Genomic DNA, 13,493 nt, shown 5'->3' on the forward strand with positions numbered 1-13,493 from the left:
CCTTGTATTAATTATATTTGGAGGAGGTCCTAAAAAGAAACGTTGACCCCTCTTTTTTTTGGAAAAAACTTTATTTTTTGTTTTTTTGGGTTGGGAATTGCGGGATTTGACTGCCGGAAATTAAAAAGGTAAAATGGGAGCTATGGCTACTGAAACAAAGGCAATCAAAAAACAAAAAACAGAGAGTAAAATTTTAAAAGTCCAAAAAGGGGACGGCGCTATTGTTGATTTTAACGAAGATAAAATAAAGAGCGCCATTTTCAAGGCTGTTACAGCCACTACTCAAAAAGACGGGCATTTATCCCAAAAATTAGCGGACAAAGTGGTGGAATTTTTGAACAGGAGATTCAAGAACGGCGACATTCCTCAAGTTGAACAGATTCAGGACACCATTGAAGAGGTTTTAATTTTGGAAGACCTGGTTGAAACAGCCAAGGCCTACATTCTTTACAGGGAACAGCGGAGAAGAATCAGGGAAGCAATAAAAGTAAGCGAGGAAGCCGTCAACAGGATTGACCAATATCTGGGAAAGCTTGATTGGGAGGTTCAGGAGAACGCTAACATGGCTTTTTCTTTGCAAGGAATGAATCATTACGGAGTTTCTTATATTGTAAAAAAATATTGGCTCAATAAAATTTATCCCGGCGAGATAAGGGAGGCGGTTAAAGAAGGCGATATGCATCTGCATAATTTAGACACGCTTGCCTGCTATTGTATGGGGTGGGACCTTTATGATTTATTGATGAAGGGTTTCGGCGGGGTGCCGGGAAAAGTTGAAGCTAAACCGCCAAAGCATTTAAGAGCGGCTTTAGGTCAGATAGTTAATTTTCTCTACACTCTTCAGGGCGAAGCCGCCGGCGCGGTTTCTTTTTCCAATTTTGATACTTTATTAGCCCCATTCGTTCGTTATGACGGTTTGACTTTTCAACAGGTGAAGCAGGCGATGCAGGAATTCTTATTTAACATGGCTATCCCTACCAGAGTCGGTTTTCAATGCCCATTTTCAAACATCACCTTAGATTTGAAGCCTTCGGTTACTTACGCCAATCAGCCGGTAATTATCGGAGGCAAGCCTCAAAAAGAAACTTATGGAGAATTCGGGGAGGAAATGAAGGTTATTGCAAGAGCTTTTTACGAAACAATGATTGATGGAGACAAGAGCGGAAGGCCTTTTCATTTTCCGATTCCAACCATTAATATCACCAAAGATTTTCCATGGGACGATCCGGCTTTTGATTTGGTTTTTTACGCCTCGGGGAAATACGGCACTAATTATTTCGCCAATTACGTGAATTCTGAAATGAAGCCGGAAGATGTCCGTTCAATGTGTTGCCACCTTCGTCTTGATCTGAAAGAGCTTTACAACCGAGGAGGAGGAGGATTGTTTGGGTCAGGAGCTCTTACCGGAAGTATCGGCGTGGTAACCATAAACCTTCCAAGAATCGGTTATTTAGCTAAAACCAAAAAAGATTTTTTTGAATCATTGGGGAAAATAATGGGTTTGGCTAAGGAAAGTTTGGAGATAAAAAGAAAAACAGTGGAAATTCTTATGGAAAAAGGCCTTTATCCTTATTCCAAGTTTTATTTATCAGGGGTTAAACAGGCTAAAAGAACTTATTTCGCTAATCACTTCGCCACCATCGGTTTGGTGGGATTGAACGAGGCTCTTTTGAATTTCATCGGAGAGGATATAGGTTCTGAAAAAGGAAGAAAATTCGCTTTGGAAGTATTGGATTTTATGAGGGAGAAATTAGTTAAATATCAGGAGGAAACCGGCAATATTTACAACCTTGAAGCGACGCCGGCCGAAAGCACTTCTTACCGCCTCTGCCAGAAAGATAAGGAAAAATATCCTGACATTGTTTCCGTCGGGACCAAAGAATTGCCTTACTACACCAATTCAAGCCAGCTTCCTGTTAATTACACAGACGATGTTTTTGAAGCCTTGAAGTTACAGGACAAAATCCAATGTAAGTATAACGGAGGCACGGTTCTGCATATGTTTTTAGGGGAGAATATCTCCGAAATAGAAACAGTCAAAGCTTTGATCAAGAAAACTTTTGAGAACTTTCATTTGCCCTATATTACAATAACTCCGACATTCTCCATCTGCCCGACACATGGCTATTTGTCAGGGGAGCATTTCAATTGTCCTAAATGCGCCATAGAACAGCCCTGCGAAGTTTATTCCAGAATAGTCGGCTATTACAGACCGGTTAGGCAATACAATGTCGGCAAACAGCAGGAATATCAGGATAGAAAGGAATATAGAATTATCAAGAAAGAATTGGCGGAGAAATAAGATGGTAGAAATCGGCGGGATTCAGAAATTGACTCTTATTGATTATCCCGGCCATTTGGCCGCTACGGTTTTTCTTTTTAGTTGCAATTTTCGTTGCCCTTTTTGTTATTCCTCGGAATTGGTTTTGCCGGAAAAAATGAAGGAACAGCCGAGAATCAGCCGAGATGTTTTTTTAAAATTTTTAAAAGAAAAAAAAGGATTATTAGAGGGGATTGTGATTTGTGGCGGAGAGCCGACCGTCAACGACGACCTGCCGGAATTTATTGAGGAAATTAAGAAAGAGGGTTATTTGGTGAAGCTGGATACTAATGGCTCTAATCCGGAAATGCTGGAAAATTTGATTAAGGAAAAATTGATTGATTATGTTGCTATGGATATTAAGGCGTCCAAAGAAAATTATTATAAAGCCAACGGTTGGCCGAAAGAAAAAAATCCGGAATTAACGGAAAAAATTGAGAAAAGCATAAAAATTTTGAAGGAATGCGGGATTGGCTATGAATTCAGGAGCACTATAGTCCCCACCATTCATGATGAGAAAGAAATTTTAGAAATGGCTAAATGGATTGGGCCGGCTAAGAAATATTATCTTCAAGGTTTCAGGCCGGAAAAAACAATTAACCCTGATTTTGAGAAAATAAAACCATTCCCCGAGGAATGGCTGATAGAGGTCAAGGAAAAAATAAATTCCCTTTTTGAAGTTTGCCGGATAAGGTAATCGTTTGACAGAAGATAGCGCATTGTGCTATCTTTTAATATTGGGATAGGACATTTATAATCAAAAATTAAAAAAAATAACAGCAAAATGGAACAAGAAGGAAAACCAATTGTTTTGGTAGAAGTAAGGAACGGCGCGCACAGAAAGAAAGAAACGGTAGTGACAGTCAAAGTGTCTGGAAAAGGAGCATGTTTAAATAAAAAAAAGATGGATATCGCGAGGAGCATGTTCCATAAAAAATTTTCTTGCGGAGGGAAAAAACCGGAAATAGATGGTGAAGGAAAGTGGGCAGTGATTAGATTGCAGGGTGAATATGAAAATAGACTAGTGTCGTATGGCCGGTATGTTATTTTTGGGGGAGATTTCATTAAAGAAATTATGGGAGAAATCATAGAGGGAGTTATTTGTTAACGATCTCTGGTATTGTCGGGTGTCAAATATTGGCACTCCTTTTTTTATGCTAAAATTGAGCCATGACTGCTTCTAAAATTTTTCTTTATTTATGTTTTGCTTTCATAATCGGCATTTTCGCCGGTTCGTTTTTTAATATTCCCTGGCTCTTTTTGCCGATTTTTCTCATTTTAGGGTTAGCCGTCATTTCTATTTTTTGGAAGTATAAAAAAATAACGGTTTTTGGTTTTTGCGTCTTATTTTCGGCTTTAGGGTTCTGGAGAGAGCAGTTCTTTGAATCGGGAATTAAGGATAACGAATTGGCGATGCTTAATGACAGTCAGGAGAAGATTGTTGTTATTGGGACAGTGGTGAAGGAGCCGGATATCAGGGAAACTAATATAAAATTAACAATCAGGAATGAGAAAACAAAAAGCCTTATCTTGGCGACAGTAAGCCGTTATCCGGAATACCATTATGGAGATGAATTAAAGTTGATCGGTCTTTTGGAGGCGCCATTTGAGCCCGCTGGTTTATCCTCGGGCGGAAATTATAAAGATTATTTAGCCAAAGATGGCATTTATTCAGTTATGTATTTTCCGAAAGTGGAATTGCTTAAAGAAAAGAATTATACGGACATTTTTTCCATAATTTTCGGAAAAGTTTTGGAATTCAAAAAAAGTTTGGGCGAGGTTATGCGCCAGAATATACCTCCTCCGCAAAGTTCGCTTCTGGCGGCCATAATTTTGGGGGATCAAAGCGTGATGTCCGGGGAATTGAAAGATAAGCTTAATATCACCGGCGTCCGCCACATTACTTCTGTTTCCGGGATGAATATAGTTATATTGAGCGGAGTTTTAATGTGGTTGGGGATTGCTTTGGGATTGTGGAGGGGCCAGGCTTTTTACTTTGCCATAATTATGATTATTCTCTATATTTTTTTGGTCGGCGCTCCTGCTTCAGCGGTGAGAGCCGGGATTATGGGAGGACTGTTTCTCCTCGCTCAAAAAGTCGGAAGATTAAGCGTGGCCGGGAGGATGCTGGCGATGGCAGCCACTTTTATGCTCACAGAAAATCCCTTACTTTTAAAATCCGACACTGGTTTTCAACTTTCCTTTATGGCTACTTTCGGGATGATTTATTGTATGCCGATTATTCAGCAGTGGTTTGATAAGATTCGCAATCCGGAATTATCGCCGTTTAAAGAAATAGCTGTTTCCATAAAAAGCCTTCTGGCGATGACTATGGCTGCTCAAGTTTTTACTTTGCCGATTTTGATTTATAGTTTTGGGTATTTTTCCCAAGTGTCGCCCATTACCAACATCTTAATAGTTCCTTTGCTTTCTTATATTATGATATTGGGAATCGTGTTTGCTTTAATCGGGATTATTTGGCCATGGCTGGGATGGGTTTTGTCTTTACCTGTTTGGGCTTTACTGACATTTGCCGTCGGAGTCATAGATTATTTTTCTCAAGCAGGCTGGGCGTCCCGGACATTGGAAATATCATGGATTTGGCTGGCGATTTCTTATCTGATTCTTGGTTATATTACTTGGCGATTGAATAAGTTTTACAGCGTTCCCAAATTCCTCCGCTAGTTTTTGAAAAAGGTTTCTAGGGGAGGGGTGATTTGTTTTTTGCGGGACATTAGGCCATTGATCCAAGCGGAATTTTGCTCCAGTTTGATGTTAAAAATTTTTTCTATCACCTCTTCTTCTCCGCTGACAAAAATTTCGCTTCCTTCTTTCATAATATCCGTTACGGCGAAAATCAGGCAATCGTATTGCTTTTCTTGCTTAACTTTTTTTATCGCCTCAACAATTTCCCCTTTCCTTTCCTTCAGGAATTCTTCTACGCCGATTATTTCTATTTGGCTGATGCCGAACTTTTTGCTCCCGAAGTTGAATTCCTTAAAATCTCTTAAAATCAAGCTTTCAGCCGGTTTATCCATATCCATGCCGGCTTTTTTAATTTCCTTGCCCAATTCTTCTATGTTTAAACCGAGTTTTTCATTTAACTTTGAAGCTATTTCTTTGTCTTTTTTGGTCGTAGTCGGCGATTTAAAAATTACCGTGTCCGACAGGATCGCTCCCAGTAGTATGCCGGCCATTTCCTTGGAGATATCAATGTTGTGCTTAAAGAATCTGTCAGCTACAAGAGTGGCAGTGGCGCCGACGGCCTTAGCATGGAAATAAATCTGTTCCGGATAACTGAAATTTATTTTGTGATGGTCAAAAACACCGACGATTTTCGTTTCTCCGTCTATCATTTGTTCTTTTTCGTTATGGTCAACGAGAATCAGTTCTTTTCCGTCGGCGGTTTCTAATAATTCCGGCTGATCAAAGCTGAATTTTTTTAGAACGATTTTTGTTTCAGCGTTTATTTCTCCGGCTCTGGCCGGCTTTGTTTCCATTCCTTTTTTGTTTAGGAAAAAAGAATAGGCGATGGCCGAGCAGATGGAATCGGTGTCCGGATTTTTGTGCCCAATTACATAGATCATAATTTTAATTTAATTATAGTTAATTATTATGATAATATAATAATATGGAAAAAAATACAACAAAAAACAATGGGAAGGTTTGGGTGATTGCCGTCAGTATGGGGTATGGCCATCAAAGGACAGCTCATCCCTTGAGAAACATGGCTTTCGGCGGGAAAGTCATTAATGCTGATAATTACGCCGGCATTCCTCAAAAAGATAAAAATGTTTGGGAGACTACAAGGAATTTTTATGAATTTATTTCTCGTTTTAAAAAAATTCCCATAGCCGGCTCTTTGGCTTTTTCAGCTTTTAATCAATTTCAGAAAATACTGAATTTTTACCCAAGAAGGGATCTGTCCTCCTCTACCGTGCCCTTGAATGGGATATTTCGTCTGATAGAAAGAAGTTGGGGGAAACATTTGATATTGAAATTAAAGAAAAATCCTTTGCCCATAGTTACGACTTTTTTTACAGTAGCTTTTATGGCTGAATCTTTCAGTTATCCTAATGATATATTTTGTGTCATTTGCGATGCTGATATTTCCAGAGCTTGGGCTCCTGTTGCTCCCATCACCAGCAAGATTAAATATTTAGCTCCGACCAGAAGGGTTGTTGAACGGCTTAAATCTTATGGAGTAAGAGAGGAGAGTATTTTTTTGACCGGTTTTCCTTTGCCCTTGGAAAATATCGGTTCAGAAAAACTGGAGATATTGAGAAGGGATTTGAGTCATAGAATGTTGAATCTTGATATAAACGGCAAGTATCGCCGGAAATACGATGTCTTGATTAAGGAGCATCTGGAGAGATTGCCGGAGAAATCAGATCATATTCTGACCTTGATGTTTTCTATCGGCGGAGCAGGAGCTCAAAAAGAAATTGGATCCGAAATCGCTAAAAGTTTGAGGGAAGATATTGAGGCGGGAAGAATTAAATTAATTCTCTGCGCCGGAACAAAAAAAGAAGTAAAAAATTATTTTTCCGAAAAGATTAAGGAATTCGGTTTGGAAAAATTTCAAAACGAAGGGATAGAAATAATTTCTGCCGACAAAATAGAAGAATATTTCCAAAAATTTAATCAGGCATTGAGAAAAACAGATATTTTCTGGACCAAGCCGAGCGAATTATCTTTCTATACAGCCTTGGGTTTGCCGGTTATCATTGCTCCGCCAGTCGGTTCGCAGGAGGAATTTAACAGAAATTGGATTTTAGGCTTAGGTTCCGGCAGGCCTCAAAAAGACCCAAATTATGTTAATCAATGGCTTTTTGATTGGCTGAATGAAGGCTGGTTTGCAGAAGTGGCCATGGAGGGCTTTATTGAGGGAAAAAAATTCGGCACATTCAATATTCAAAAAATAATTTCTGAAAATTCTAAATCATGATCAGCTGGCTTTTTATCGCGATCTCCTCTTATTTGATTTTTTCCGTAACCACGCTGGTTGATAAATACCTCTTGAGTTCAAGAATTCCGAACCCAAAAATTCTTTGCTTTTATATTGCCTGCCTTTCCCTTTCAGTTGTTTTTCTCATCCCTTTTCCTTTTGCCGGATTTGAAATCCCGAGTTTCTTTCAAATTATTTTAGCTCTTTTTGCCGGAGCAACATTTATTTTCTGGCTTTTTCTCCTTTACAGGGTTCTGCGAGTTTTTGAGGCTTCGCGGGTATTCCCTACCATTGGAGCTCTCTCCGCTCTGATGATTTTTCTATCAATATATATATTTTCCGAAGGCAGGGAAGTTCTTGACACAGCGTCTTTCGTTGCCTTCGTTTTGCTTGTTCTTGGAGGTTTTCTGATAAATTACAGGAAAAATATTCAAATTTCTTCAAAGGTTTTATTATCTTGTCTGGCCCCGGCCTTAATCCTTTCCCTATATTTTATTTTAAGCAAGTATGTTTATTTAAATCAGCCGTTTTTATCAGGATTTATTTGGACGAGAATAGGCTCTTTCTTGGCCGGGATGATTATTTTCTTGCTGTTCTTAAAAGAAATAAAGGGAGAACTTTCAAGGCAAAATAAAAAATCATCTTCGGAAAACAAAAAAACAGCGGTTGTCTTTCTAGCTAATCAGATGGCCGGAGTGGCCGGCGTTATTTTGTCCAGCTGGGCCATAGCTTTAGCTCCTTTGGCGAGCGTGTCCATCGTCAACGCTCTTCAGGGGATTCAATATGCTTTTATGTTTATTTTTGCCATTTTTATTTCATGGAAATTTCCTAAAATATTAAAAGAAGATATTTCCAAAGAGATTATTTTCCAGAAAATCATCGCCATTATTTTAATCGCCGTCGGCCTCGCCATCTTAGCTTCGTGATTATTGCGCTTATGCGCGCCACTTGTCGCAATTGTTTCAAAATGATACAATTAGCCATATAAAATGACCCAATTAAATGGAACAAATCACCAAGAGACAATTAAAAATTCTTGAATGCATCCGTGAAAGAAAGACCGCGAATAATCAGGAAATTCAAAAATGCTTGAAAGATCTTTTTGGCGATATTTCCAGGACAACGGTAGTCCGAGACATAAACCGGCTTTTAGAAGAAAATTTGATTGAGAAAAAAGGGGAGGGGAGGAGCGTCCGTTATGAAGAATTGGTGAAAAATGAGCTACTGTCTTATTTTGACGCTGATAAGTATTTTGAGAACGGGCCGGACGAAAGAAGCGTCGCTTTTGAACGTTTTAATTTTGATATATTCAAGAATTTGAAAGATATTTTTACTTTGGAGGAAATAAGCGAGTTGAAAGAGTTAAACAACGCTTATAATGCGAGAATAAAAAAAATGCCGGCTTCTGCCATAAAAAAAGAATTCGAAAGAATAACCATTGAGTTGAGCTGGAAGTCGTCGCATATTGAGGGGAATACATACTCCTTGATAGACACGGAGATTTTGATTAAAAATCGGGAAGAGGCGCAAGGCCACAAAAGAGAAGAGGCTGTTATGATTCTTAACCATAAAAAAGCGTTAGAGTATATCTTGGGGGAACGAAAAGATTTCAGAAAACTCAATTTGCGGAAAATTGAAGATATACACAGGATTATTGTTGAAGGGCTTGGGGTTCAGCATGGAATCAGAAAGGGCTTGGTTGGAGTGGTGGGGACAAGATATAAACCATTAGATAATGAACATCAAATTAATGAGGCGGTAGAAAAAACAGTTAAAATCATCAATGGCTTGGATGATTGTTTTTCTAAGGCGCTTGTCGGTTTGGCGATGATTTCCTATATCCAGCCCTTTGAAGATGGGAATAAGCGGACTTCCCGACTTTTAACTAATTCTATCCTCTTGGCTGATGATGCCTGCCCATTGTCTTTCAGAAGCATAGATGAAGGAGATTATAAAAAAGCCATAATTATTTTTTACGAACAAAACAGCATAAGGATGCTGAAGCAATTATTTATCCAGCAATTCAAGTTCGTCGTCAAAAACTATTTTTGAGCAAGGGTAAAAATCGGTAGACCCTCGTGGTCTCCATTTTTTTAAAAATCGTCTTGATTTTGTCGGGAGGTGATTTTTTGATAGAATAAAGGATAGAATAAATATATGAATACTGTTATAAAAAAAGTTTTTAGATATATGTTATTATTTTTATTGGTCGTTGTTGTTGTCTTGGTCTGCTTGGCCGGATTTTTGTTTATCGGAAGCGCCAAGGAGGCGAAAAATATTTCTTGGGGAGTTAATTTCTCCCAGATACAAAGCCAAGCCCTCGGTTTGGATTGGAAAGAAAATTATTTGGCCTTGCTTGAAGATATGAACGTTAAAGTTCTGAAAATTGTTGCTTACTGGAGCTTGATTGAGCCGGAAAAAAATAATTACAACTTCAACGATTTGGATTGGCAGATAGAGCAGGCGGAAAAAAATAAGGCCAAAGTTGTCTTGGCTGTCGGGATGAAGGCTCCGCGCTGGCCGGAATGCCATATCCCTCAATGGGCAGGAGGTTTATCCAAGGAAGAGCAGCAGGAAGAAATTCTGGCTATGGTAAAAGAGGTTGTCTCCAGATATAGGGGTTCAAGCGCTATCTCTGTCTGGCAGGTGGAAAATGAGCCTCTTTTTCCCTTCGGGAAATGTCCTTGGGTGGATAAAAATTTCTTGAAAAAAGAAATAAATTTGGTAAAAGAAATTGACTACACGAAAAGGCCGGTGATGATAACGGACAGTGGGGAAGGCTCTTTTTGGTTTGTGGCCGCCCAGCTTGGCGATGTTGTCGGGACGACAATGTATAGGAAGGTTTGGTTTGACCAATTTGAAAGATATATTTCTTACCCCCTTCCCCCTGTTTTTTACGCCAGAAAAGCAAAGGTTATTGAAAAAATATTTAACAAAAAAGTTATTGTCAGCGAATTGCAGGCCGAGCCATGGTGTAAGCAGTCCCTTCAAGCTTGCCCTCCGGAAGAACAGAAAAAAACAGTGAGCTTAGATAGATTCAGGGAAATTGTCAGTTTTTCTAAAAAAACAGGTTTTGACGAATTTTATTTTTGGGGAGCGGAATGGTGGTATTGGCTGAAAGAAAAGCAAAATCAGCCACAGATTTGGGAAGAAGCAAAGACATTGTTTAATAAATAAAACATGGAAAAGGAATTATTGTCGGGAAAGGCGGATTTACATGTCCATTCAAAATACAGCCGGGACGGATTTTCCTCGGTTAAGGATATTTTGGAAAACGCCAAAAAAAGGGGAATGGATGTGATCGCCATAACCGACCACAATACCATAGAGGGCGCCAAAGAAGCTCAAAAAATAGCTTCTGGTTTTGGAGTGGAAGTGGTAATCGGCGAAGAAATGGACGCTAAAGAAGGCGATGTTATTGGTTTATTTCTCAAAGAGGCGATAAAGCCGAAAATGACGGTTTTAGAAACTGTCAGGGAAATTCATTCTCAAGGAGGGTTAGCCATAATTCCTCATCCCGGCAACTGGAGCTTAAGGGGCGTATCCCTTAAAGTTCTTTCTAAAATATTTGAAGAGGTTGACGCCATTGAGACCTTGAACGCTTCCTGGGCAGGGAGAATAAGGAGAGGGAAAGCAAAAAAGTTTAATAAGGAACTTTTCCATCTGGCTGAAACAGGGGGCAGCGATTCTCATATCGCCTTAACCGTCGGAAGAGCTTACGCTTCTTTTCAGGGGAAAACTTCTTCTGATTTATATAACGCCATAAAAAATAAAAAAACCGCTCCCGGAGGAGAGTTGTGGAGTTTAATGGAGCACCTTGTTTTTTTCGCTTATTCTCCGCTAAGAATTTTAAAAATCTTTAAAATATATTAAAATATATCCATATGTTGAGTATTATTGTTCCAACTTTAAATGAAGAAAAATATTTACCTTTACTCCTTCAATCAATAAAGGAGCAGTCTTTTAGGGATTTGGAAATCGTCGTCGCTGATGCCGGTTCAACAGATAGAACAGTGGAGATTGCCAAAGAATACGGATGCAGGATTGTTAAAGGAGGATTGCCGGCGAGAGGGAGAAATCAAGGGGCTTTAGAGGCTAAGGGAGATATATTTTTATTTTTGGACGCCGATTTGGTTCTACAAAAAGATTCATTGGGAAGACTTTTGGATGAATTCAAGAAAAGAGATCTGTCCATCGCCACTTGCTGTTTAGGTTCTGTTTCCGGAAGCAGGAGAGAAAAGTTCTTCTATGATTTTTTCTATAATTTTTATATAATGATCGTTGAAAGAATTTTTCCTCACGGCGCTATTTTGATAATGGTCAGGAGAAATGTCCATGAAGCGGTAAACGGGTTTGACGAAACGATAAAGCTGGCCGAAGACCATTTCTACACAAGACAGGTGGCTAAGCTTGGGAAATTCGGGATTTTGAAATCAGCGAACATACTTGCTTCGCCGAGAAGATTTGAGAGGGATGGCTGGTTCACGACTTACATAAAATATCTTTTATGCGAGATCCACCTTGTGTTTTTGGGTCCGGTCAGGACGGATATTTTTAAATATGAATTTGACCATTACGAGAAAAAGGATAACGATAAAAATTTAAAAATTTAAAAATTAGGCAAAGTATGTCGTTATATGACCTTCCGGAGATTAATACCTCTAAAATTAAAGAAAATAAATTAAAATTAGAAGATTTTTTAAAGGATAAAAGTATTTTGTTTATTATTTTTGTATTTATTCTTTCTTCTGCTTTCGGTTTTATAGCCGGGGTTATCTCTAATGATTATTTATCTTCAGATATCAGGCAAAAATTGGCTCAATTAAACGCTAAATTTCCAGAGCTTCAGGACAATATTGGAAAAGGGATTGCCGAAGAATATCAGCCCCAGACTTCGCAGGAAGAAAAAATAATTCAGGCGGTTAAAAGTGTTTCTCCGGCTGTGGTAAGCATAATTATTTCCAAGGATGTTCCGATAATGGAACAGCGTTTCGTAAATCCTTTCGGGGACATAGAACAGCTTTTCGGCCAGCCTTTTGGTTTTTCAATTCCGGAATATTATCAGAAAGGAACGGAGAAAAAAGAAGTCGGCGGCGGAACAGGATTTATCGTCAGCGAAGACGGGATGATTTTGACAAACAAACATGTTGTCTCCGATGAAAAGGCGGAATATACTGTTTTCACTAATGACGGCAAGAAATTTTTGGCTAAAGTTCTGGCCAGGGATCAAGTCCAAGATATCGCCATAATACAAGTGGTTCAGGGAGAAAATATTAAATTCCCGACTGTTCAATTGGGAGACTCTGAAAATTTACAGATAGGCCAAAGCGTTATTGCTATCGGAAACGCTCTGGGAGAATTTAAAAATACAGTTTCCGTCGGCGTTGTTTCCGGATTGGGGAGAACAATAACCGCTTCAGGAGGAGATGAGGTGGCCGAGACATTGGAGGGCATTATCCAAACCGACGCCGCCATTAATCGGGGAAATTCCGGAGGCCCTCTGCTTAATTTGAAGGGGGATGTGATCGGAATGAATACAGCTGTGGTTTCGGGCGCTCAAAGTCTCGGTTTTACCATTCCCATCAATAAAGCCAAAAGAGACATTGAACAAATAAAAACCTTAGGCAAGCTTGCTTATCCGTTTATAGGGATTCGTTATGTTTTGATTGATGAGGAAATTCAGAAAGAAAGGAATCTCGCTGTTGATTATGGGGCATGGATTACTTCCTGGTATAGGCAAAGCTCTCAATGGGTTCAATCAAAAGACCAAGCAGTTGTTTCCGGTTCCGCAGCTGCTCAAGCCGGGCTGAAGGAGAACGATATAGTTTTGGAATTTGATAAGGATAAGGTGACCAAGGATAATTCTTTGGGGAAAATCATTGATAAATATAATCCCGGGGATAAGGTGGTTTTGAAGGTTTTGAGGGGCAAGGAAGAAAAGACATTTGAAATCATCCTCGGTGATCGTCCCTCCCAATAAAAATTGACAGGGATTTATTTTTATAGTATTTTTATATTAAGTTCTTTAACCTAATGCTAAAATGGCGGAAATAATTATTGCGACGGTTGCGTCGCTGGGAGTTTTGTTTATACTGCCCCATATTAAGAATATTAAGGGTATCAAAAATTTATGGGATTTTAAATTTTAGGGATTTAATCTCTCCCTTTTTTTATTTGTAAATTGATTTTACTGGTAAAAATTCGTCAATGCTGTGGATAACTCTG

Annotated in this window: 12 protein-coding genes; 11 read left to right on the forward strand and 1 reads right to left on the reverse strand. The window is 39.0% G+C overall.

Translation table 11 applies throughout. The features are described 5' to 3' along the window. Positions 1 to 142: 142 nt before the first annotated feature. From COS96_02270 to COS96_02285, 4 genes are all read left to right on the forward strand, one after another. Entirely contained in the window at positions 143 to 2,302 is a 2,160-nt protein-coding gene (locus COS96_02270; GenBank protein PIU43834.1) for a ribonucleoside triphosphate reductase, read from the forward strand. Between the two features lies 1 nt (position 2,303). Beyond that, positions 2,304 to 3,017 carry an anaerobic ribonucleoside-triphosphate reductase activating protein gene (locus COS96_02275; protein ID PIU43819.1) on the forward strand — a complete coding sequence of 238 codons (714 nt, stop codon included), beginning with the start codon at positions 2,304 to 2,306 and terminating at the stop codon, positions 3,015 to 3,017. 87 nt (positions 3,018 to 3,104) lie between these two features. Continuing rightward, positions 3,105 to 3,428: a hypothetical protein gene (locus tag COS96_02280; protein PIU43820.1), complete on the forward strand. Its 324-nt coding sequence runs from the start codon at positions 3,105 to 3,107 to the stop codon at positions 3,426 to 3,428. A gap of 62 nt (positions 3,429 to 3,490) precedes the next feature. Then, positions 3,491 to 5,005, forward strand: a complete 1,515-nt coding sequence (locus COS96_02285) for a hypothetical protein (GenBank protein ID PIU43821.1) — start codon at positions 3,491 to 3,493, stop codon at positions 5,003 to 5,005. Here COS96_02285 and COS96_02290 read toward each other — a convergent pair. Next, on the reverse strand, positions 5,002 to 5,907 hold the full coding sequence (locus COS96_02290) for a manganese-dependent inorganic pyrophosphatase (protein ID PIU43822.1): 906 nt from the start codon (positions 5,905 to 5,907) through the stop codon (positions 5,002 to 5,004). The two genes, COS96_02285 and COS96_02290, sit on opposite strands and share 4 nt — an antisense overlap. 44 nt (positions 5,908 to 5,951) lie before the next feature. Here COS96_02290 and COS96_02295 point away from each other — a divergent pair, with 44 nt between their 5' ends. The 7 genes from COS96_02295 (at position 5,952) to COS96_02325 (ending at position 13,248) form a co-directional block, all read left to right on the forward strand. Next, on the forward strand, positions 5,952 to 7,268 hold the full coding sequence (locus COS96_02295) for a hypothetical protein (protein ID PIU43823.1): 1,317 nt from the start codon (positions 5,952 to 5,954) through the stop codon (positions 7,266 to 7,268). Then, on the forward strand, positions 7,265 to 8,194 hold the full coding sequence (locus COS96_02300) for a hypothetical protein (GenBank protein PIU43824.1): 930 nt from the start codon (positions 7,265 to 7,267) through the stop codon (positions 8,192 to 8,194). Before COS96_02295 ends, COS96_02300 begins: the two co-directional genes overlap by 4 nt. Before the next feature lie 76 nt (positions 8,195 to 8,270). Beyond that, a complete protein-coding gene (locus COS96_02305; protein ID PIU43825.1) occupies positions 8,271 to 9,320 on the forward strand; it encodes a cell filamentation protein Fic in 1,050 nt (349 codons plus the stop codon). Positions 9,321 to 9,458: 138 nt separating this feature from the next. After that, the gene (locus COS96_02310) at positions 9,459 to 10,445 is read left to right on the forward strand and encodes a hypothetical protein (protein ID PIU43826.1); all 987 of its coding nucleotides are present in this window, start codon (positions 9,459 to 9,461) and stop codon (positions 10,443 to 10,445) included. A gap of 3 nt (positions 10,446 to 10,448) precedes the next feature. Then, positions 10,449 to 11,141 (forward strand): PHP domain-containing protein, encoded by a 693-nt coding sequence (locus COS96_02315; GenBank protein ID PIU43827.1) that lies wholly within the window; start codon positions 10,449 to 10,451, stop codon positions 11,139 to 11,141. 11 nt (positions 11,142 to 11,152) lie between these two features. Next, positions 11,153 to 11,881 carry a glycosyl transferase family 2 gene (locus COS96_02320; GenBank protein PIU43828.1) on the forward strand — a complete coding sequence of 243 codons (729 nt, stop codon included), beginning with the start codon at positions 11,153 to 11,155 and terminating at the stop codon, positions 11,879 to 11,881. 14 nt (positions 11,882 to 11,895) lie between these two features. Next, positions 11,896 to 13,248, forward strand: coding sequence for a hypothetical protein (locus COS96_02325; GenBank protein ID PIU43829.1), 1,353 nt, complete (start codon positions 11,896 to 11,898; stop codon positions 13,246 to 13,248). The last annotated feature ends 245 nt before the right edge of the window (positions 13,249 to 13,493 follow it).

The organism is Candidatus Nealsonbacteria bacterium CG07_land_8_20_14_0_80_39_13, assembly GCA_002779355.1.
Taxonomy (GTDB): domain Bacteria; phylum Patescibacteriota; class Minisyncoccia; order Minisyncoccales.

Coding starts and splice junctions, on each gene's coding strand:
- COS96_02270 (PIU43834.1), top strand. CDS start 143: ATGGCTACTGAAACAAAGGCAATCAAAAAACAAAAAACAGAGAGTAAA.
- COS96_02275 (PIU43819.1), top strand. CDS start 2,304: ATGGTAGAAATCGGCGGGATTCAGAAATTGACTCTTATTGATTATCCC.
- COS96_02280 (PIU43820.1), top strand. CDS start 3,105: ATGGAACAAGAAGGAAAACCAATTGTTTTGGTAGAAGTAAGGAACGGC.
- COS96_02285 (PIU43821.1), top strand. CDS start 3,491: ATGACTGCTTCTAAAATTTTTCTTTATTTATGTTTTGCTTTCATAATC.
- COS96_02290 (PIU43822.1), bottom strand. CDS start 5,907: ATGATCTATGTAATTGGGCACAAAAATCCGGACACCGATTCCATCTGC.
- COS96_02295 (PIU43823.1), top strand. CDS start 5,952: ATGGAAAAAAATACAACAAAAAACAATGGGAAGGTTTGGGTGATTGCC.
- COS96_02300 (PIU43824.1), top strand. CDS start 7,265: ATGATCAGCTGGCTTTTTATCGCGATCTCCTCTTATTTGATTTTTTCC.
- COS96_02305 (PIU43825.1), top strand. CDS start 8,271: ATGGAACAAATCACCAAGAGACAATTAAAAATTCTTGAATGCATCCGT.
- COS96_02310 (PIU43826.1), top strand. CDS start 9,459: ATGTTATTATTTTTATTGGTCGTTGTTGTTGTCTTGGTCTGCTTGGCC.
- COS96_02315 (PIU43827.1), top strand. CDS start 10,449: ATGGAAAAGGAATTATTGTCGGGAAAGGCGGATTTACATGTCCATTCA.
- COS96_02320 (PIU43828.1), top strand. CDS start 11,153: ATGTTGAGTATTATTGTTCCAACTTTAAATGAAGAAAAATATTTACCT.
- COS96_02325 (PIU43829.1), top strand. CDS start 11,896: ATGTCGTTATATGACCTTCCGGAGATTAATACCTCTAAAATTAAAGAA.